Below are 20,139 nucleotides of genomic sequence, written 5' to 3' on the forward strand. Positions count from 1 at the left end.
GGGCTGACACTCAGTGGGGGATGGAGAAAACCCCCACTGAGTGAAGTTTCACTTTATTGTTCGGAAAATTATTAATGTTATAATATATTTGGTGATGAATATGAATTTTCATAGTAAAGAAATACATCGGTTACAAGCGTTAAAAGAGATTGCAGAATTGTTAAATGAGGCAACAGACTTACAAACGATGTTAGAGAATGTATTACATACATTACTTGGGGTAATGAATTTACAAACAGGATGGATCTTTTTTATTGATGAAGGCGGATCGTATCGTATGCCAGTAGACGAAAAGCTTCCACCGGCGCTTACTTGGGGGGAGAAAAAACCAATGTGCGAAGGTGACTGTTGGTGTATCGATCGTTTTGTTAGTGGTCGTTTACAAAAAGCGACCAACATTATTGAGTGTAAACGAATTGAAGATGCAATCGAATGTGAATGGGGAGAAACAGAAAATATTACACATCATGCGACAATTCCGCTTCGTGCTGGAGAAGAAAAATTTGGTTTGTTAAATGTTGCATCCCCTCATAAAACAAATTTTACAGAGGAAGAATTAGCCTTATTAGAGGCAATTGCTTATCAAATTGGTACAACGATTCAGCGTATAAAGCTTGTTGAAAAAGAAAGGAAATATGTAGTCGTAGCAGAAAGAAACCGCCTTGCTAGAGATTTACATGATTCCGTAAAACAGTTACTTTTTTCTATTATGTTAACAGCGCGTGGAACGCTTGATATGACAAAAGATAAAGAATTACAAAATATGCTAGCGTATATCGGTGAATTATCACAGGAAGCATTGCAAGAGATGACACTATTAATTTGGCAATTACGACCTGAAGGGTTAGAAAAAGGGCTAGCGGAAGCAATCAAGAATTATGGAAAGCTTTTAGGACTAGAGGTTGTTATTCAGATTGAAGGAGTATTGTCAATTGGTGACGAGTTAGAGGAAGTATTATGGCGAATTAGTCAAGAAGCGCTTCATAACTGCAAAAAGCATGCCGCATGTGAAAATGTATTTGTACGCTTGAAAATAAAGAATCAATATTTGTATGTACAAATTGAAGACAATGGCGTTGGGTTTATAGAAGAAAAAGTAAGAGAAGCAGCCCTTGGTTTGAAAGGGATGAGAGAAAGAATTGAGCTGATGAAAGGGACATTTAGAATATATACAAAACCGGGAAAAGGGACAAAAATTGAGATGGTCTTACCGGTTTGAAAGGAAGAAGTCTGTTGAAAATAAAGCTATTACTTGTAGAAGATCATCATATTGTCCGAAGAGGACTTGTCTTTTTCTTGAAAACGAAAGAAGAATTCGAAATTATTGGCGAAGCAGAGAATGGAGAAGAGGCATTAGCGTTTATCCAAAAAAAAAGACCAGATGTTGTGTTAATGGACATATCGATGCCGAAAATGGATGGAATTGAAGCGACAAAGCAACTAAAAGCATATGATGAGACGATTAAAGTGCTAATGTTAAGTAGTTTTTCAGAGCAAGATTACGTTTTACCAGCATTAGAAGCGGGAGCAGATGGTTATCAATTAAAAGAAGTACAGCCGGATCAATTAGTTGCTTCAATTATCGCTGTATATCAAGGGAATACAAATTTTCATCCAAAGGTAACACCTGCGTTACTAGGAAAACCTAATATTAAAGAAAAAATGGTAGATTATTTATCAGAATTAACGAAAAGAGAACGGGAAGTACTTTGTGAAATTGCGAAGGGTAGAAGTAATAAGGAAATTGCAGCAGAGCTACATATTAAAGAACAAACAGTGAAAACGCATGTTTCAAATGTACTGGCTAAGTTAAATGTGGACGATCGAACACAAGCAGCGCTTTATGCGGTGAAGCATGGTATTGTATAAAAAATATGAAAAAAATTTTCATCATATATAAAAGTACCAAATAAAGGTTTTTCTTCTTTCGATAATTAGGTACAATAAAGATATTATGGAAGGAGAAGGATACATCATGCCTAGTACAAAGAATGGGATAGGTAAGATTCAAGCATCTTTAAATGGTTTATCTCCAAAGTTAAAAAGCATTGCTGAACACATTATTAAGCATCCACAAGATGTTGTACATAAATCAATCACTGAATTGGCAGAAACAACAAATAGCTCAGAAGCAACCATTTTCCGTTTGTGCAAAAGCCTTGGGTTTCAAGGGTTTCAAGATTTAAAGATTACATTAGCGCGAGAGGTTGTACATACACCAGTGCAAAATATTCATGAGGAAGTATCTGCAGAAGATGATATGGCGACGATTGCAAATAAAGTATTTCAATCACATATTACAGGGTTACAAGATACACTTCATTTATTAAATGGTACAGCGTTAGAAGAAGCGATCAAGCTCTTACAACATGCAAATCATATTGAGTTTTATGGGAACGGTGGATCAGGCATTATTGCGATGGATGCGTATCATAAATTTATGCGAACAGGTATTTCTTGTATTACTCATGTGGATTCTCATTTTCAAATTATGGGCGCAGGACTGTTGACAGAACAATCCGTTGTGGTTGCAATCTCACATTCTGGTAGCAATAAAGGATTACTTGAAGCATTAGATGTTGCAAAATCAAGGGGAGCAAGTGTTATAGCAATTACAAGTTATCAAAAATCAGCACTTAGCCAACTTGCTGATGCAACGCTTTACACATCAACAAGGGAAACAGAATTTCGTACAGAAGCAAGTTCATCACGTTTAGCACAGCTTAGTTTATTAGATGCATTATTTGTAGGTCTATCTTTACAAAGGCAAGAAGCAACGCTGAAAAACCTGCAAAGTATTCGAGAAACAATTTCAATGAAACGATTATGAGAGCGGTGCGAATATGCACTGCTTTTTTCTTTTTTATTTATGAAAAAAATTTTCTTTATTTATATTGATTTATGAAAAAATATTTCATATACTATGTATGTAAACGGTTTACTAGATTTCAAATTGCATGAATGATAGAAAACATAAAAGCATATTTGAGAAGCTTTCAGTAAAACATGATTGCTAAAACTAGCATGAAAATGAAGGGAAGAGTCATTATGGATACAAGGGGGAAAGTTATCGGGATTGATATCGGAACAACTAGCACAAAAGCAGTTGTTTTTACAGAGAGAGGAAAGGTCATTTCATCTCATGCAGTTGACTATCCGATTATTCAGCCATATGTAGGATGGGCTGAGCAAGATCCTGATGTAATATGTTCTGCTGTATATAAAAGTGTAAGCGTTGCCATTGAAAAAGGTAATGTACAACAAGAAGATATTTCTTCAATTGGGATAAGTACAGCAATGCATTCACTCATTGCTGTAGATAAAGACTGCAATCCACTTACTCATTCTATTATTTGGGCAGATAATAGAAGTGTTGGACAAGCAGAGAAGCTTTTGAAAGAGATGGATGGACTTAATATTTATAAGAGAACAGGAACACCGATTCATCCGATGTCACCATTGTCTAAATTATTGTGGATGAAAGAAGAAGAGCCAGAATTATTTGTAAGCACCTGTAAATCTATTTCTATTAAAGAATATGTAATCTATCAATTATTCTCGCAATATGTAGTTGATTATTCAATTGCATCGGCTACTGGGTTATTCTCTTTACAAACATTAGATTGGGATCAAGATGTATTAACACTACTAGATTTATCGAAAGAGAAATTATCTAAACCAGTACCAACGACTTACATATTAAAAGGTATGAAGCCAGAACTAGCAAAAAAAATGGGCATTCATATGGAAACGCCTGTTGTTATTGGGGCGAGTGATGGTGTTCTTGCCAATGTTGGTGTGGGGGCAGTTTCACCTGGAGAAGCGGCGATTACGATTGGAACTAGCGGCGCAGTTCGAACGATCTCCTCGCATGTCAATATCGATGTACAGGGCAGAACTTTTTGTTATGCACTAACAAATCAACACTGGGTTGTTGGAGGTCCAACGAATAATGGAGGTATTTTACTTAGATGGCTGCGTGATGAATTTGGAAGTCCAGAGAAAGAAGTAGCACGCAAATTAGGTGTTGATCCGTATGATCTATTAATTCAATATGCTGAGCGTGTACCAGCGGGGGCAAATGGATTATTATTTTTACCGTTTTTATCTGGTGAACGCGCGCCGTATTGGAATGCGAATGCTCGGGGAACATTTTTTGGTGTTAACCTTCAGCATACGAGAGAGCACTTTATTCGAGCTGTCATGGAAGGGGTTTGTATGAGCGTCTTCTCCGTTGCACTAGCAATACGAGATTCAACAGGACCTCTATCTGAAATTCGCGTTTCAGGAGGATTTGCAAGATCAGCATTTTGGAGACAAATGTTATCCGATATGATGGGGAAAGAATTGTTAGTTCCAGAAAGTCATGAAGCATCTGCATTAGGGGCTGCAGCGCTTGCTTTATATGCAATTGGAAAAATAGATTCTCTTGAAGAAGTCAAAGATTGGATTGATATTGTACATCATCATGTACCAAATAAAGAAAATACAGCTTTATATTTAGAAATGTTTTATATGTATGAACGACTTTACAATCGTTTAAAAGATGAGTTTGATGTAATTGCTGACTTTCAGCGTAAATATTAGGGGGATTGGGAGAAATGGAAGTTGGAATCATTTTAACGGCTATTGTTGTACTACTTCTATTAATTACAGTAGTAAAATGGCATCCGTTCGTTGCGTTAATTATAACAGCGATTGGTGTAGGGTTAGCGATGGGGATGCCGCTAATTGCTACTTCGCCAGAAAATCCAGGAATTATAGACTCGATTAAACAAGGTCTTGGGAATACGTTAGGCTTCTTGGCAATTGTTTTAGCACTTGGAACGACGCTCGGCAAAATGATGGCTGAGTCTGGCGGTGCGGAACGAATTGCGACTACCTTACTTTCTCGATTTGGAAAAAAACGTGTACACTGGGCGATGATGTTTGTTGCTTTTTTAGTTGGTATTCCTGTGTTTTTCCAAGTAGGTTTTGTTTTATTAATTCCATTAGTATTCACAATTGCGATTGAAACAGGTGTTTCGCTTATTGTGATTGGGATACCGCTTGTAGCAGGTCTTTCTGTTGTGCATGGACTTGTTCCACCACATCCAGCAGCGATGGCTGCAGTAGGAATCTTTAACGCAGATGTAGGAAAAACGATTTTATACTCTTTAATTGTCGGTCTTCCGACAGCTATTATTGCTGGACCAATTTACGGAAAATGGATCGGTTCTCGTATACATAAGCAAGTACCAGCAGAGATAGCTGCACAGCTAAAAGATCAAGGAGCAAAAAAAGAACTGCCGGGCTTTTGGAATACATTATTTACAATTTTATTACCAGTATTATTTATGTTAAGTGCATCTATCGCTGAAGTAACATTAGAAAAAACGAGTCAACTTGCACAAATATTAAAGTTTATTGGGGATCCAATTGTTGCATTGCTAATCGCAACAGTATATTCATTCTTTAGCCTTGGATATGCACGGAACTTCTCTAAAGATAAAGTGCTGCAGTTTACAAACGATTGCTTAGGTCCAATTGCTAATATTTTATTAGTCATTGGAGCGGGGGGTGCTTTTAATAAAGTACTGCTTGATTCTGGTATTGGTACAACAATTGCTGAAATAGCTAAAGACTCACTAATTTCACCGATTTTACTTGGGTGGGGAATTGCTGCAATGATTCGTGTTGCAACAGGTTCAGCAACTGTATCGATGATGACGGCAGCTGGCATTGTAGCTCCAATCGCTGCAAGCACGCCAGGGGTAAATGTAGAGTTGTTAGTACTTGCAACAGGAGCAGGATCACTCGTTTTATCTCATGTAAATGACTCTGGTTTTTGGATGATTAAAGAATATTTTGGAATGACAATTAAAGAAACGCTGTTAACATGGACGGCGATGGAGACAATTCTCTCTATTGTTGCTCTTGGATTCATTTCTTTATTAAATATATTTGTATAGAATGGGAGTTTGATGAATATGAAACTAGGTTTAGTAGGATTAGGAAAAATGGGTTTTCCATTAGCAGAACATTTACAGGAAGATCAGCATGAGGTTGTTGTATATGATGTAAATGAAGAACTTGTTACAAAAGCAGAGAAAGCGGGGATAACTGCTCGCCATTCCTTACAAGAGATGGTGCTTGCATTAGAAGTGCCGCGTACAATTTGGGTAATGGTACCGGCTGGAGAAATTGTTGATACTGTATTACATGAATTGTATCCATTATTAGATGAGGGCGATATCGTCATTGAAGGAGGAAACTCTTTCTATAAAGATACGTTACGCCGCGCTGAAGAAGCGAAGCGTTTCGGTATCCATTATGTAGACATCGGTACATCAGGTGGCATAGAAGGTGCTCGTCACGGTGCATGTTTAATGATTGGTGGAGAAAAAGAAATCTTTGACCGATTAGAGCCATTATTTAAAGATTTATCGGTTGAACATGGTTATTCCTATGCTGGGCGTGTTGGAAGCGGCCATTTCTTAAAGATGGTTCATAACGGCATTGAATATGGAATGATGCAAGCAATTGCAGAAGGATTTGAAGTGTTAGAGAAAAGTGATTTTGATTTTAACTACAAAGATGTGGCAAATGTATGGGCCAATGGATCTGTAATTCGAGGATGGTTAATGGACTTAACAGAAAAAGCATTTTCTGAAGATCCAAAGTTAGAGGGGATTAAAGGAGTTATGAACTCTTCTGGGGAAGGGAAATGGACAGTAGAAACAGCGCTTGAATTACAAGCTGCTGCTCCTGTTATTGCGATGTCATTATTCATGCGCTACCGTTCTCAAGAGGATGATACATTCCATGGTAAAGTAGTATCCGCTCTTCGAAATCAGTTTGGCGGGCATGCTGTTGTAAAAAATGATTAGTAAAAAAGAGGAAACTCATACGAAAGTATGAGTTTCTTTTTCATTTTCTCATACTATTTTCTCAATGCTTTTCCACCTTTATTACGGAGTTATATATGTAATTTTCTGATATTATGAAGATAGAAATGAAAACAAAGGGGAGAAAAAATGATGAAATTAGTCGTAATTAACGGAACACCACGTAAATTTGGAAGAACACGTGTGATTGCACAATATATCGCGGAGCAGTTTAATGGAGAATTATATGATTTAGCGACGGAAGAGCTACCTTTATATAACGGAGAAGAATCACAGCGCGAGTTAGACGCTGTAACGAAACTAAAAAAATTAGTGAAAGAAGCGGATGGTGTTGTTCTTTGTACACCAGAATATCATAACGCAATGAGCGGCGCGTTAAAAAATGCACTAGACTTTTTAGGAAGTACAGAATTTATCCATAAACCAGTTGGTCTTTTAGCGGTTGCAGGCGGAGGGAAAGGTGGCATTAACGCTTTAAATAATATGCGAATTGTAACAAGAGGTGTCTATGCGAATACAATTCCGAAGCAAGTCGTTATAGATGGTTTACATGTGCAGAACGGGGAAGTGGGAGAAGATGCTAAGCCATTTATTCATGACTTATTGAAAGAGTTGAAAGGATATATGAGTATATATCCGGAGTTGAAGAAAAAATTAGGAGTCGATTAAGATGTCAGCTCTTTACCGTGATTCTCGTCTGTATTATCCCGCATTAACTGGCTGTAAGATTCTCACCTCAAAACTTAGAGGATTCAGAGAAGTTTAGGTGGGAGATTAACAGCCAGTAAAAGCCCGATTGTTCGGGCTAACAATCAGTGGGGGATGGAGAAAACCCCCACTGATTGAAGCTTCACTTTATATTCTTGGAGCTAATAGTCTATCGGCTATTGGCTCTGGAATTGTAATGATTACAATTCCTTGGCTTTTAATTCAAGAAAGTGGCGGAGATACACTATTTGGGTATGTAGCAATGAGCTCAACTTTCATTATGTTTTTACTTACGCCATTTATAGGCCAGAGCATTGATCGTTTTTCAAGAAAGTCATTACTATTATTCAATGAAGGACTTGGCATTATTATTATTATTATTATTATTATTATTATTGGTCTCATGGTTATATGGGGATTTACAGGAAATACATATAGTTCGTTTCATTATATTATTATATATATAACAGGCACCTTTTATTATTTGTTGTTTTATCCAACGATATTTGCTTTTAATCAAGAAATATTTCAAAAGGATCATTATAAAGCACTAAGTGGAACGATGGAAATACAAGGACAACTGACACAAGTGATTGCTGGTGCGGCTGCTAGTTTTTTCATCGAAGTGATATCGTTAAAATGGATTTTATTAGTGGATATGTTGTCATTTGTAGGTGCATTTGTTCTCTTTTTATGTGTTCCATATGTAAGGGAAACAAATGTAATAGAAAAAGTACCACTTAAGAAACAGGTACTGGAAGGAATTCATTTTATGAAAGGCAGGCCGAAGTTTTTCTGGTTTTTGCTAGCGACATATATGCCTTTTATCGGAGTTATGATGGGGAATTATTTAATCCCAGTCTATGTTTCAGACATTTTAAAAGAAAGTGGTTCCGTTTATGCTGTAGAGGGGATGATGTATGGAGTAGGCGCAATTGTTGCGGGAGTTGGGATTCCTATTATGATGAAATATGTAAAAATTGAAATTTCCATACTCTTAACGATGTTTGTATATACAATTTCAATTACCGTGATGGTGATAGAACCATCCGTTCTGATGTTGTATAGTCTTGCCATTTTTCATGCGATTGGGAATGCAGGAACACGTGTTGCACGCAATGTATTGATGATGGAGGAAGTACCAAATGAGATTATTGGTCGTGTGGATAGTTTATTTCGATTTATTGGTACGGGAATTCGCGTTTTGTTATTAATGATGTTTACCACAGTTGTTTCAAAAATTGGCGTCATGCTCCCTTTTTATATGTTAAGTGTAATTTTAATGTGTGCAATGGTAGTAGCTTTTCATTATGTGAAAACAGAGAAAAAAGAAGGTGTGGCAGTTTCCAGTAAATCCATTGTATGAGGAAAGCAAAAATACAAAATCTATAAAAGAATCATCAATAAGAGGGTGTGAATAAACATGGGAAAAACGAAAGCATTAGGATCATCGGAGCATAAAGGAAATCAAACACAGTGCCGCACTTCGTCTAAAAAAGGACGAAATGCACAAAATGCAGGGCAACGTAGTCATTAAAAATATATTCTAACTCCCTTTCTTTTCTAATATAATGATAAGGAAAGGGAGTTTTTACTTATGAATAAATGGTTATTGCTTTGTCTATTGATACCACCATTATATATTTTATATGTTATGTTTCAAATTAATAAAGTGGCGCGGGAACGGGTGAGTGGTAATGCACCTTACGTGTTAATTTTAGGTGCAAAGTTGTTTGGAGATAAACCTTCAATCTCGTTAAAGAACCGTTTAGATGCTGCGTGTATGTACTTACAATCACACCCACATGTAAAAGTAATTGTATCGGGCGGACAAGGGAAAGATGAAGATATTCCAGAAGCGCATAGTATGCGAAACTATTTACGAGAGCACGGGATTGACGAACAGCGTATTTTTATTGAAGACCGTTCTACCAATACGTATGAAAATTTAAAGTTTAGCATCGATTTATACAATGTAACGCATGCGGTAGTTGTAAGTAATACATATCATTTATATCGTACGAAAATGATCGCAAATCGCTTAGGTTTACAGATGGAACCACTTCCAGCGCCAACTCCAAAACGCTCGAAGAAAAAAGCATATATTCGTGAAACAGCTGCTGTGTTGAAAACATATTTATTTGACCGCTAGAGCCGATAAACGGCTCTTTTTTTTATAAAGAAGGCATATTATTTGAAATGAAGCAGTATTTCCAGCAAAATGAAAGAAACGAAAAAAGGAGTTGTCTAGGTGATTCGATTCGAAAACGTTTCAAAAATATTCGATGATGGAACGAAAGCTGTCAATACACTCGATTTAGAAATACAAAAGGGTGAGTTTTTTGTTCTCATTGGTCCGAGTGGTTGCGGAAAAACAACTACGATGAAGATGATCAATCGTTTAATTGAAACGACAGAGGGTTCTATCTTTATTGACAATCAAAATATTAAAGATTATAACATTCATGAACTGCGCTGGAATATTGGGTATGTATTGCAGCAAATTGCTTTATTTCCGCATATGACCATTGCGGAGAATATTGCGGTTGTGCCAGAAATGAGAAGATGGAAGAAAGATGATATTCAAAGACGTGTCGATGACTTATTACATATGGTAGGTCTGGATCCAGATGTGTACCGTGATCGGATGCCAGATGAATTATCAGGTGGTCAAAAACAGCGCGTTGGTGTTGTAAGGGCGCTTGCTGCAAATCCCAAAATTGTACTAATGGATGAGCCGTTTAGTGCGCTAGATCCGTTAAGCCGTGAGCAACTACAGCGTGACTTAGTAAATTTGCAGAAGAAAATTCAAAAAACGATTGTGTTCGTAACGCATGATATGCAGGAGGCACTTTCACTTGGTGACCGTATTTGTGTGATGAGAAAAGGGGAAATTGTTCAGCTTGATACGCCAGAAGGAATCTTACAAAATCCAGCTAATTCATTTGTCGAAGAGTTTATTGGAAGTCCAGGCTTATCATGGTATGACGGTCGTAAAGTAGAAGAGTTAGTAACGTTACTACAAGAAGATGCAGACTATGACATGTCTCGTTCGCTTTCTTTGCAGTCTCCTTTGCAAGAGGCATTGCTTCGCTTACATGATGAGGAGATGGTGCCAATTGAAGATGATGGCGTTTATGTTGGAACGTTAACGAGCCGTCACATCGTGCAGTATATGACGGGAAAAATGCAGGAAAGGGGATAGACAGTGTCGACATTTGTACAAACATTTCAAGAAAGAAAACAAGAACTACTTAGCGCCCTTTTGGAGCATATACAAATTTCGCTCATTTCATTATTTTTTGCTGTTCTCATTGCTGTTCCACTCGGGATTGTATTAACGAGAAGAGAAAAGATTGCAGAGTTTATTATCGGAACATCAGCCGTTATGCAAACAATTCCTTCGCTCGCACTTCTTGGCTTGTTAATTCCACTTGTTGGAATTGGGAAAGTGCCAGCGATTATTGCACTTGTTATTTACGCGTTGCTTCCTATTTTACGAAATACATATACAGGCATTCGAAAGTTAGATCCCTCTCTTATCGAGGCGGCAAGAGCGATGGGGATGAACAGCTGGAGGAGGTTATGGAAGGTTGAGCTTCCACTGGCACTTCCAATTATTATGGCTGGTATTCGCACGGCAATGGTATTAATTGTTGGAACGGCTACACTAGCTGCGTTAATTGGTGCAGGAGGACTTGGTCAGCTAATTTTGCTTGGTATTGACCGAAACGATCATGCTTTAATTGTACTAGGAGCGATACCAGCAGCATTATTAGCTATCTTCTTTGACGTTATACTACGTATGTTTGAGCATGTAAGGCGCTCACCAAAGAAAGCCGCGATAGCAACAGTTATGGCTATTATTATTGTAATTGCTCCATTCCTTTTACATACAAAAGAAAAAGATATCGTAATTGCTGGAAAGCTTGGGGCGGAGCCAGAAATTTTAATTCATATGTATAAGCTGTTAATTGAACAAGAGACAGAATTAGAAGTAGATGTAAAACCAGGGTTTGGGAAAACAGCATTTGTGTTCGAAGCATTAAAATCGGGAGAAATTGATATATACCCTGAGTTTTCAGGAACAGCGTTATCGACATTTGTGAAAGAAACACCGGAAAGTACAAACGCTGCAGCTGTTTATGAACAAGCGCGAATTGGCATGGAGGAAAAATTTGATATGGTTTATTTAAAGCCAATGCAATATAACAATACATACGCACTTGCCATGCCAAAAGAAGTAGCGGCTATGTATAATGTAAGTACAATATCAGATCTTCGAAATGTAGCAAGCAATGTAAATGCAGGATTTACGCTTGAGTTTAAAGATCGTCAAGATGGATATAAAGGAATTCAAGAATTATATGGTGTGCAGTTTCCAAATTTAAAAACGATGGAACCAAAGCTTCGTTATAGTGCTATTGAATCAGGAGATGTACACGTAATTGATGCGTATTCGACAGATAGCGAACTTGAGCAATATGATTTGCAAGTATTAGAAGATGATAAAGGATTATTTCCTCCATATCAAGGAGCACCGCTGTTACGAAAAGAAACGTTAGAAGAACATCCAGAACTTGAAAAAGTATTAAATCAGCTTGCTGGAAAGATTACGGACGCAGAAATGAGAAAGATGAATTATGAAGTGAATGTAGAAGGAAAGGCTGCTGAAAAAGTGGCGAAAGAGTATTTGCAAAAAGAAAACTTACTAAAATAATTTTCAAAAAATATACAATTTTATCGTTTCAAAAGCCGTTTCTGAAAAAGGAACGGCTTTTTTTGTGCATACTTATACATTTTTTTAAAAAAGTATTCCATTTTTGTTCATTTTCTTATAGAATAAGTAATGTTTTTCAGAAAGAATATATGAAGAAGATATATATGAAAGACCGGATAAATATGGCAACGAGAATAGGCAGATGGGGTGGTACCGATAGAGAAGAAACTAGGATTTTTTCCATTAATTGCATTAGTAGTAGGAACAATGGTTGGCGGAGGGGTATTTAGCTTACCACATGATTTAGCAGAAGGAGCAAATAGTGGTGCTATACTTCTTGGTTGGTGTATTACAGCGCTTGGGATGATACCACTTGCCCTTGTATATCAAACATTAGCACATAAAAAGCCAGAACTTGAAGGTGGGATTTATAGTTATGCCCGCGCTGGATTTGGTGAATATATTGGTTTTAATAGCGCATGGGGATACTGGATTGCTGGTATTTTAGGGAACGTTGCAACAATTATGTTGTTGTTTAATTCCTTAGCATATTTCTTCCCGATTTTCAGCGGGGGAAATAACGTCCCATCTATTATTGGCGCATCTGTATTGTTATGGGGGCTGCACTTTTTAATTTTAGTTGGGATTCGCGAAGCATCTATTATGAATGTTATTGCGACGATTGGGAAGTTAGTTCCGATTGTATTGTTTATTGTGATTATGATTACAGCATTTCGCTGGGACACATTTACGCATGATTTTTGGGGAGCAGGTGCTGTTTCTACTTCTACTGTACTTGATCAAGTGAAGAACACAATGCTTGTTACATTATGGGTATTTATAGGTGTGGAAGGTGCAGTTGTACTATCAGGAAGAGCGAAAAACAGCCGTGATGTCGGAAAAGCGACCGTATTAGGTTTGTTGTTAGTAATGGGCATTTATATTTTAATCTCCGTATTATCGCTAGGAGCGATGACGAGAGAAGAACTTGCCGCTTTAGATACGCCATCGATGGGACATGTATTAGAGCATGTTGTTGGCTCGTGGGGAGCAACAGTAATTAATATCGGGCTAATTGCTTCGCTTGTTGGAACATTAATTGGCTGGTTCTTACTTGTTTCAGAAATTTCTCATGTGGCAGGAAAAGATGGAGTGTTTCCGAAAGCTTTTACAAAAACGGATAAAAAGCGTACGCCGCATATCGCTTTATGGTTTTCAAGTGGCGTCGCACAATTTATTTTTATTATCGTGTTGTTTTCTGAGTCCACATATCAAATTATGTACTTTATCGCGTCAACATCGATTTTACTACCGTATTTATTCTCAGCATTATATCAGCTGAAACTAGTGGTTACGAAGGCATATGAAGGAAGCAGGTTAAAAGATGGTATTCTTGCTTTCATGGCCTCTTTCTATTCTGCGTGGCTTGTATATGCGGCAGGAATGAAGAACTTACTGCTTGTATCCCTCGTTTATGGAATTGGAGCTTTCGTATATATAATTGCTCGAAAAGAAAAAGGAAACCGTAGTTTTACCGGAGTTGAAAAATATGTATTCCTTATTATTATGATGGCGGCTTGTCTATCCATTTATATGTTAGTGACAAATAAAATTACAATGTAAAAGCGACCTCTTTAATGAGGTTGTTTTTTTTATCCCGCATTAACCTCCCACCTCAAAACTTAAGGGGAGCGAAGAAGTTTAGGTAGAAGATAAACAGCCCGTAAAAGCCCGATTGGTTCAACTAACACTCAGTGGGGGATGAAGAAAACTCCCACTGAGTGAAGTTTCACTTTATATAGATTTTGACTATGTATGGAAGTAGGGAATATTTTTTTCCTATAGAATGTTATATGTATAGGAAATATAGGGGGGATGAATCATGGAGAAGAACGATCAATTAATGCGAATTGCTGAGCTTGCGCAAGGTGTTCGGAAATTGTTAGTGCATGAAGTGTTCTTTAATCGACATCCCGAGCTTCGAGGTGCGGTGGAAAACTTAGCGTGTTCCGTAGAAGGTTTAGCAAATATGCAAGTGAACAAAGATGAAAATGAAGAAGATACGCTTCGCTATATTCTTGCGAAAATGAAAATTGCGCATAATGCAATTGCACAAGAAAAAGAAGAATCACATTCAACCTAACGATATTCGTTAGGTTTTTTTGTTTCTAGTTCACTATTTCTATTCATACAATGATAAGAGTATGTGGAAAGAGGGGGAGTCAGATGAAACTTGGGAAAGCTCTTCATCCGAGCTTTATAAGAAGATTGCACCATATGCGATTTCTAGGAACGGCTATGTTAGAAGAGCAAAAAGGGAAGAAAAATTCATTTTTTATACGTTGCCTCTCACCTGTTCCAAGCGTTATTGTAGCGTTATACGGAGAAGAACCAATTGTATTTGAGGGAGAGTGTAACAATAAAAAAAATGAGCCGTTTTTTACAAAGGGAAAAGAAAGTGGCTTAAATGGCAAACTTATATTGTTTCGTTTACGTTATTGGGAAGGTTCTTTATTTGTAGAAATCATTCGAACAGAGAAGCGAAAGATTTCTAACTTTTATCACATCATTCCTTCACCAAAGATGTCTATCGTTCAAACAAGAGAGTCATTCGAAAGGAAGCTTGGGAAAGGCTATGTTTCATTTTTGATGCCAAAATTCCCTCATGATTTGGGGATGCCGGAGTTGTTATGGTATGAAGGTAGATTGTACGGGAATTTATCACTGAAATCATCAATTAGTGCGATTGCATATAGAGAACAAAAGCGAGAAGTGAAGTATATTGAAATTCATAATTGGTCTGATTGTATCGAAGTAGAAGTGGATGGTTCTTTATACTTTGTTGCCGCAGATATGCATGAACAGTTAAAAAAGAGAATAGAAGAAACGGGAGAAGAAATTGAAGTTGTTGATATAAATGAGCGAGCGAAAGGATTTGAATGGAATGAACGTGAATATACATTTTTGCAGTACGTAAAGCAAGTGACGGGTGAAAAAGGACTATATATTGATGAAAGTGATATATATAATTTTCATACTTGTGTAAAAACGAATATGTTAACGATTGTAGGAGGGATTCCTGGCATTGGAAAATCAAAGTTTGTTCAAACGTATGGGGAGGCGCTTGGTTTAACATTTGGAAAAGAACTAATTTGGATTCCAGTATCACCATCTTATCAAGAACCGCATGATGTATTAGGTTATCTTCACCCAAGTGGGGCTTATATGGAAAGTGAAACAAGCTTGGCTCGTACACTGTTAGCAGCCGCAGAAAATCCCAATCAACTATATATGATTGTGTTTGATGAAATGAATATGTCTCATATCGAGCACTGGTTTACGCCATTTTTATCTCTTTTACAACTAGATCGTAAGCAACGTGTCCTTTCTTTATATAACGGGGATGGGAAAAAGGAACAACATATTCCAGCTCAAATCGAGATTGGGGATAATGTCATATTTATTGGGACAGTGAATTTCGATGAAACGACGAAAGAATTATCCGACCGTTTATTAGACCGAGCAAATATAGTAATGATGAGAAAAATACCATTTTGTGAAATAAATATGTTACAAGAAAAGGCATTGCTATTACCATTTACTTTTTCTGTATCTACGGTAGAGTTTCGTAGGAATTGGTTCAAACAAAAAAAGATGCTTGAGGTGTTTGAAGAAGAAGAGCTGGAGTTATTAGATAAAATACATCAACTATTATCGTTACAAGATGCCTCAAAAGGGGTTTCTTTTCGTGTTGCCGCTGCTATTGCTTCTTATTTGCAAAACATTCCTGTTCTAGAAGATCATTCATGTTTACTAAGTAGGGAAGAGGCATTCGACATACAAATAAAGCAGCGGATTTTAACGAAGCTACGGGGAACAGAAGCGATGATAGGTCCTCTTCTACGAGAAGAGGGAAAGAAGGAATCTTCACTTGTACAACTATTACAGTCTCCACTTGCAAGTAGTGTATCAGCGTTTGAACATTCTCTTCTATATATGAAGCAAAAGAGGCAAGAATTGGAGTTGTACGGGTATGTTAAATGAGAACATATATGAGACAGAAGTTGTAGAAACAGGAGAAAGGTTACCGTTCGTATTAAAATTAATTATTGGAACGAAAAGTAAAGGAGAACATATCTTTTTAAATAAACTTTGTTTATCACCACATAACATTTTTAATTGTGTATATAGTTTTCAAGAATTAAAAGCATTGCGATTACAGGTTTATGTGAAGCAACCCACTTCACTTACTTTTATTTGGAATACAGTGTACGAAGGACAGAAAGAGCAAAAGGATAGAGCGTATGAATTTCACGAAGAAAATAATATCGTTCTTTTATATGAACATGGAAAGACTGATTTTTTATATCCATGGCGGTGTGGCTTGTATCATTTTGAAGTAAGGATCGATGATCATATATATTATGGTGCATTTCGCATTACACCAAAAAATTTTTTTGATGATCAATTAGAAACTATTCAAAATTATGTGAAATCAATTGTGAATGAGATGATTTTAGACCGAGGTTATTATAAAAAAACATTTCATGAATTAACAGATATTGAAGACCATTCTTATATGCAGTTTTTGCGAGCGTTACCAGCAAAGATGAAAAAAATGAAACAACTGTACTATGAAATTGAGAAAAAAACAAAACAAGGACGCATATATGAGTGGCAAACGAGAGAGAAAAAGCCGACATATCGTAGTGCCTTGATGGGGGTGAAAAGACAATCAAACAAACATTATAACCGTAAATTTGTTGAACTGCCAAGTTGTAAGGAGAATGGGTATATTAAGCATAGAACGAAGCAGTTTTATAACATGTTACAACAAATTGAGTGTTTTTTAAGAGAAACAATTGAAAAAATAGATAATAGCTATACTACAAGAAAAGAAGAGAAAAAGGCTGTACAAACGATTATACAAACAATTGAAAAGAATGGTTCTGTTACAGATCGTGATAAACAAAAGTACCGAAATATATCGTTACTAAAAGATACAGATGTTAGGAAAATGTCAATGAAGCTGCAAGAATATAAGGTGTTGTACAGCATTTTAGAACATGCATTACGTTATTATATGCAGCTATTATCTCGTCCATTTTGGCGAGAAGTAGCGGACAATATACTTGCGCCTACTTATTCATTACCACCTTCCTATACGCAATTACTTCAGTATTTAGACACTTCACAAAAACGTAACACAAAAGATCCTACCTTTTTATTTGTATATAAACCAACCTTTTTAATTTATGAATATTACACCTATTTTATTATCATTTCACTGTTACAACAATTAGGATTTCGTGATTATACTCCATTACATAAGCAAATTCAGTCCCATTTTTATGTAGATGGCTTGCAAGATGGAACAACCGTTATGCTAGAGGGACCTGGAATAGAACTTCGGATTTCATTTAACGATTTAATTGAAACGCACCCTTTAATTGCGTTAAGTAAGGGGAGTAATTTTTATAACGGTGAAGACACGAAGAAGCCGGACATTCGTATTGATTGGTATAAAATAGGAGATAAAGGGAAGGAATATCAATCCTCGATTATTATCGAAGTGAAATACAGTCCGATGTACAATATTTTTCAAGCAGTTGGAAATACGAAGGCGACAGAACAAATGTACAAATATTGGGCGATTAAATATGTAGAGGAACAGGAAGGGAAACGCCTGTTTAAACGTCGTTCCATTTATGAAGTCATTTGTGTATATCCAGGGAGTCACATGCACCGAAAGAAAATTGAGTCTGGTTGTGGTGTATTTATTCAATTGTATCCGCACAAAACAAAAGCTGGGGAAGAGAAGTTAATTGGTCAAAATGAATTGTTGTATATTTTTAAAGAATGGTTACAATACGATTGATCAGTGGAAAATAGAGGTTCCACTGATCAAAATTTTATGGTAGGAAGTAAGATTACTATAATTAACATAAAAAATATTGTGTAACACGTTTCTCTTTTTAGTATTTTGTCATGTCTTTTGAAAAGCTTTATATAAATATAAAAACGGAAAAGGAATTTCTGATTATATATGGAATATTTTATACGAGAATGTATTGTATATCGGCGTCCTTTCTACTATGATAATAAATGAAAACGCTGTCATTTCTTTCAGGGATGAGAAGAGAAAGGTGGGAAATTATGTTCCAGCGCGTTCAAACAAAGGAAGAGCATTTTTGGTTCGAGCAGTTATGGGGAGATTTTTGTGAGGAGCGAAAATTACAATTTGTCGAGCGAAATTTGAATCCAACACGATTTTTATTAATAGAAGACAATCACTATATTGGCACAGTTGAGTGTGTACCATATACAGTACCGGAGCAGTCAAATTCCGAGTTTTTTTACCCGTTTTCTAAAAATGAACATGTGAACAAACTAAAGAATGTATATGAAATTGGCAAACTGAGTATTGCAAAACATTCAAGAGGGCGTGGTCAGTTTAAAAGACTAGCAACAATTTTGTTTATTCATGCATTAGAAACGAGGGCAGAGTGGTATATTGCCGTCGTTACAAAACGAATGTATATGTACTTGCGTTCATTAGGGTTTCCAATTGAGCCAATTGATGATCCATTTTTCTTTCATGAAGGATTGCAAGGTGTACCGGTTCGCATTCATGCGATAAAAGGTATTACACATATGTATTCGTTAAAAGAGTTTCGTGATGTTATTCAAGGGAATGCTTACGTGCAGTCTTTACTGAGAGAAGGAACGAAAATTCAAATGTAATGAATAGAACGATAAGATAAAAAGGATGCCTAGGGAAGGCATCCTTTTTATCCAAGTTAAAAGCCAAAAATACTTAAAATCATTTTGCGACGCTTTGGCTTTTCTGTTTGTTTTTGAGGTTGGTTATCAGGGGCAATATATATAGGTTCTTTTCGTTTTAGCGCAGATTCTAGCCGTTCAATTTTTTCTAGCATTTCTTCCATCTCTCTTCGGTGTTGAAGTAGTTGATATGTTACGACATTATCAGCTTTTTCTTGCATTTTTTCTTCTATGCGATCTAGTCGCAATGTAATGGATTCAAGCTGCCTTGCAAACTGCTTTAATTCATCTGTTGAAGAAGTTTGGGTAACTGGAACAGTGCTTTTTTCTTCTTGTTCTATTGTTGTAAGTTGAAGTTCTAGCATTTTTTGTAAGTCTGTTTCCGTAAAGACGTAATGACCATATTTATTTTTTCCTAAATGTAAATTGAGTTGCTGTGCAATTCGAACGACCGCTTTTGGACTGATACCAAGCTTTTTCGCAATAAATGGAGTTTTGTATTCCACAATAATCCCTCCTCTATATTCCTGATAAATGATTTCGTGATGGGGACCGTTTTCCCTGCTATGGTGACAAAAGAAGTGGTGAATCGGCAAAGAAAGTGCTTTTTCACGAAAGTATTTTTTTATGAAGGGAAAACGTTCGAAATGTGCCAGAAGTTGTCTGTCATTTTCCGCTTTCTGTAAAGTGATATACTAATAGTACACAAGTCATATAAGATGTTTAGGTATGAAATCAACAGCTTGCAAAAGTCGATTAATTGAAACTGTTCCTCATGTTGGTTGACTCACAGAATAAGTTTTCTTATCATAAAAATTAAATATCAATAACTTTTTTACATATACATATACTGTATAAATACAGCTGAAAAACTGATAAAGACCAATGGAAATCTGTTCTGTTAAAGGGGAGAATGCTGGAGAACATAGACCACTACATCTAGGGGCTAAATTAGTAGGTTGATTTTCTTTACAAAATAGGGTTATAAATGTAAAAACATATAAAATTTGTGGATAAGTTTTTAGGGCAAACAATTAGGAG

17 protein-coding genes are annotated in these 20,139 nt (G+C 36.5%); 16 read left to right on the forward strand and 1 reads right to left on the reverse strand.

From position 1 onward, the window contains the following. Positions 1-100: 100 nt before the first annotated feature. The 16 genes from BAMA_RS16520 to BAMA_RS16595 all read left to right on the forward strand — a co-directional run bounded on the left by BAMA_RS16520 (position 101) and on the right by BAMA_RS16595 (position 19,059). On the forward strand, positions 101-1,219 hold the full coding sequence (locus tag BAMA_RS16520; protein ID WP_034641268.1) for a GAF domain-containing sensor histidine kinase: 1,119 nt from the start codon (positions 101-103) through the stop codon (positions 1,217-1,219). Between the two features lie 14 nt (positions 1,220-1,233). Then, positions 1,234-1,869, forward strand: a complete 636-nt coding sequence (locus tag BAMA_RS16525; protein ID WP_034641271.1) for a response regulator — start codon at positions 1,234-1,236, stop codon at positions 1,867-1,869. 106 nt (positions 1,870-1,975) lie between these two features. Further along, positions 1,976-2,830, forward strand: a complete 855-nt coding sequence (locus tag BAMA_RS16530) for a MurR/RpiR family transcriptional regulator (RefSeq protein ID WP_034641274.1) — start codon at positions 1,976-1,978, stop codon at positions 2,828-2,830. 218 nt (positions 2,831-3,048) lie between these two features. Beyond that, positions 3,049-4,587 carry a gluconokinase gene (locus BAMA_RS16535; RefSeq protein ID WP_034641277.1) on the forward strand — a complete coding sequence of 513 codons (1,539 nt, stop codon included), beginning with the start codon at positions 3,049-3,051 and terminating at the stop codon, positions 4,585-4,587. A 14-nt stretch (positions 4,588-4,601) separates the two neighbouring features. Further along, on the forward strand, positions 4,602-5,951 hold the full coding sequence (locus tag BAMA_RS16540; protein WP_034641280.1) for a GntP family permease: 1,350 nt from the start codon (positions 4,602-4,604) through the stop codon (positions 5,949-5,951). A gap of 18 nt (positions 5,952-5,969) precedes the next feature. After that, positions 5,970-6,869, forward strand: a complete 900-nt coding sequence (gene gnd / locus BAMA_RS16545; protein ID WP_034641285.1) for a phosphogluconate dehydrogenase (NAD(+)-dependent, decarboxylating) — start codon at positions 5,970-5,972, stop codon at positions 6,867-6,869. Between the two features lie 150 nt (positions 6,870-7,019). Beyond that, complete coding sequence (locus BAMA_RS16550; RefSeq protein ID WP_034641356.1) at positions 7,020-7,556, forward strand: NADPH-dependent FMN reductase; 537 nt, start codon at positions 7,020-7,022, stop codon at positions 7,554-7,556. Positions 7,557-7,746: 190 nt separating this feature from the next. Continuing rightward, the gene (locus BAMA_RS16555) at positions 7,747-8,961 is read left to right on the forward strand and encodes an MFS transporter (protein ID WP_265182748.1); all 1,215 of its coding nucleotides are present in this window, start codon (positions 7,747-7,749) and stop codon (positions 8,959-8,961) included. A gap of 231 nt (positions 8,962-9,192) precedes the next feature. Beyond that, positions 9,193-9,747 carry a YdcF family protein gene (locus tag BAMA_RS16560; RefSeq protein ID WP_034641288.1) on the forward strand — a complete coding sequence of 185 codons (555 nt, stop codon included), beginning with the start codon at positions 9,193-9,195 and terminating at the stop codon, positions 9,745-9,747. 99 nt (positions 9,748-9,846) lie between these two features. Then, positions 9,847-10,800, forward strand: coding sequence for an ABC transporter ATP-binding protein (locus BAMA_RS16565; protein ID WP_034641291.1), 954 nt, complete (start codon positions 9,847-9,849; stop codon positions 10,798-10,800). Between the two features lie 3 nt (positions 10,801-10,803). Continuing rightward, positions 10,804-12,315, forward strand: coding sequence for an ABC transporter permease/substrate-binding protein (locus BAMA_RS16570; RefSeq protein ID WP_034641293.1), 1,512 nt, complete (start codon positions 10,804-10,806; stop codon positions 12,313-12,315). Positions 12,316-12,522: 207 nt separating this feature from the next. Then, positions 12,523-13,938, forward strand: a complete 1,416-nt coding sequence (locus BAMA_RS16575; RefSeq protein WP_034641295.1) for a basic amino acid/polyamine antiporter — start codon at positions 12,523-12,525, stop codon at positions 13,936-13,938. A gap of 259 nt (positions 13,939-14,197) precedes the next feature. Further along, positions 14,198-14,458, forward strand: coding sequence for a hypothetical protein (locus tag BAMA_RS16580; protein ID WP_034641298.1), 261 nt, complete (start codon positions 14,198-14,200; stop codon positions 14,456-14,458). Between the two features lie 83 nt (positions 14,459-14,541). Beyond that, the gene (locus tag BAMA_RS16585) at positions 14,542-16,359 is read left to right on the forward strand and encodes an AAA family ATPase (protein ID WP_034641299.1); all 1,818 of its coding nucleotides are present in this window, start codon (positions 14,542-14,544) and stop codon (positions 16,357-16,359) included. Continuing rightward, positions 16,349-18,193 carry a hypothetical protein gene (locus BAMA_RS16590; protein WP_034641302.1) on the forward strand — a complete coding sequence of 615 codons (1,845 nt, stop codon included), beginning with the start codon at positions 16,349-16,351 and terminating at the stop codon, positions 18,191-18,193. Before BAMA_RS16585 ends, BAMA_RS16590 begins: the two co-directional genes overlap by 11 nt. 278 nt (positions 18,194-18,471) lie before the next feature. Continuing rightward, positions 18,472-19,059 carry a hypothetical protein gene (locus tag BAMA_RS16595; RefSeq protein ID WP_034641305.1) on the forward strand — a complete coding sequence of 196 codons (588 nt, stop codon included), beginning with the start codon at positions 18,472-18,474 and terminating at the stop codon, positions 19,057-19,059. A gap of 56 nt (positions 19,060-19,115) precedes the next feature. Here BAMA_RS16595 and BAMA_RS16600 read toward each other — a convergent pair whose 3' ends face one another. Then, positions 19,116-19,604, reverse strand: a complete 489-nt coding sequence (locus tag BAMA_RS16600) for a chromosome segregation protein (RefSeq protein WP_034641308.1) — start codon at positions 19,602-19,604, stop codon at positions 19,116-19,118. Between the last annotated feature and the right edge of the window lie 535 nt (positions 19,605-20,139).

The organism is Bacillus manliponensis, from assembly GCF_000712595.1.
GTDB classification, from domain to species: Bacteria; Bacillota; Bacilli; order Bacillales; family Bacillaceae_G; genus Bacillus_A; species Bacillus_A manliponensis.

Excerpts from the sequence above, each read along its gene's own strand:
- BAMA_RS16595 (WP_034641305.1), top strand. The coding sequence starts at position 18,472 with ATGTTCCAGCGCGTTCAAACAAAGGAAGAGCATTTTTGGTTCGAGCAG.
- BAMA_RS16535 (WP_034641277.1), top strand. The coding sequence starts at position 3,049 with ATGGATACAAGGGGGAAAGTTATCGGGATTGATATCGGAACAACTAGC.
- BAMA_RS16520 (WP_034641268.1), top strand. The coding sequence starts at position 101 with ATGAATTTTCATAGTAAAGAAATACATCGGTTACAAGCGTTAAAAGAG.
- gnd (WP_034641285.1), top strand. The coding sequence starts at position 5,970 with ATGAAACTAGGTTTAGTAGGATTAGGAAAAATGGGTTTTCCATTAGCA.
- BAMA_RS16550 (WP_034641356.1), top strand. The coding sequence starts at position 7,020 with ATGAAATTAGTCGTAATTAACGGAACACCACGTAAATTTGGAAGAACA.
- BAMA_RS16530 (WP_034641274.1), top strand. The coding sequence starts at position 1,976 with ATGCCTAGTACAAAGAATGGGATAGGTAAGATTCAAGCATCTTTAAAT.
- BAMA_RS16540 (WP_034641280.1), top strand. The coding sequence starts at position 4,602 with ATGGAAGTTGGAATCATTTTAACGGCTATTGTTGTACTACTTCTATTA.
- BAMA_RS16590 (WP_034641302.1), top strand. The coding sequence starts at position 16,349 with ATGTTAAATGAGAACATATATGAGACAGAAGTTGTAGAAACAGGAGAA.
- BAMA_RS16580 (WP_034641298.1), top strand. The coding sequence starts at position 14,198 with ATGGAGAAGAACGATCAATTAATGCGAATTGCTGAGCTTGCGCAAGGT.
- BAMA_RS16585 (WP_034641299.1), top strand. The coding sequence starts at position 14,542 with ATGAAACTTGGGAAAGCTCTTCATCCGAGCTTTATAAGAAGATTGCAC.
- BAMA_RS16560 (WP_034641288.1), top strand. The coding sequence starts at position 9,193 with ATGAATAAATGGTTATTGCTTTGTCTATTGATACCACCATTATATATT.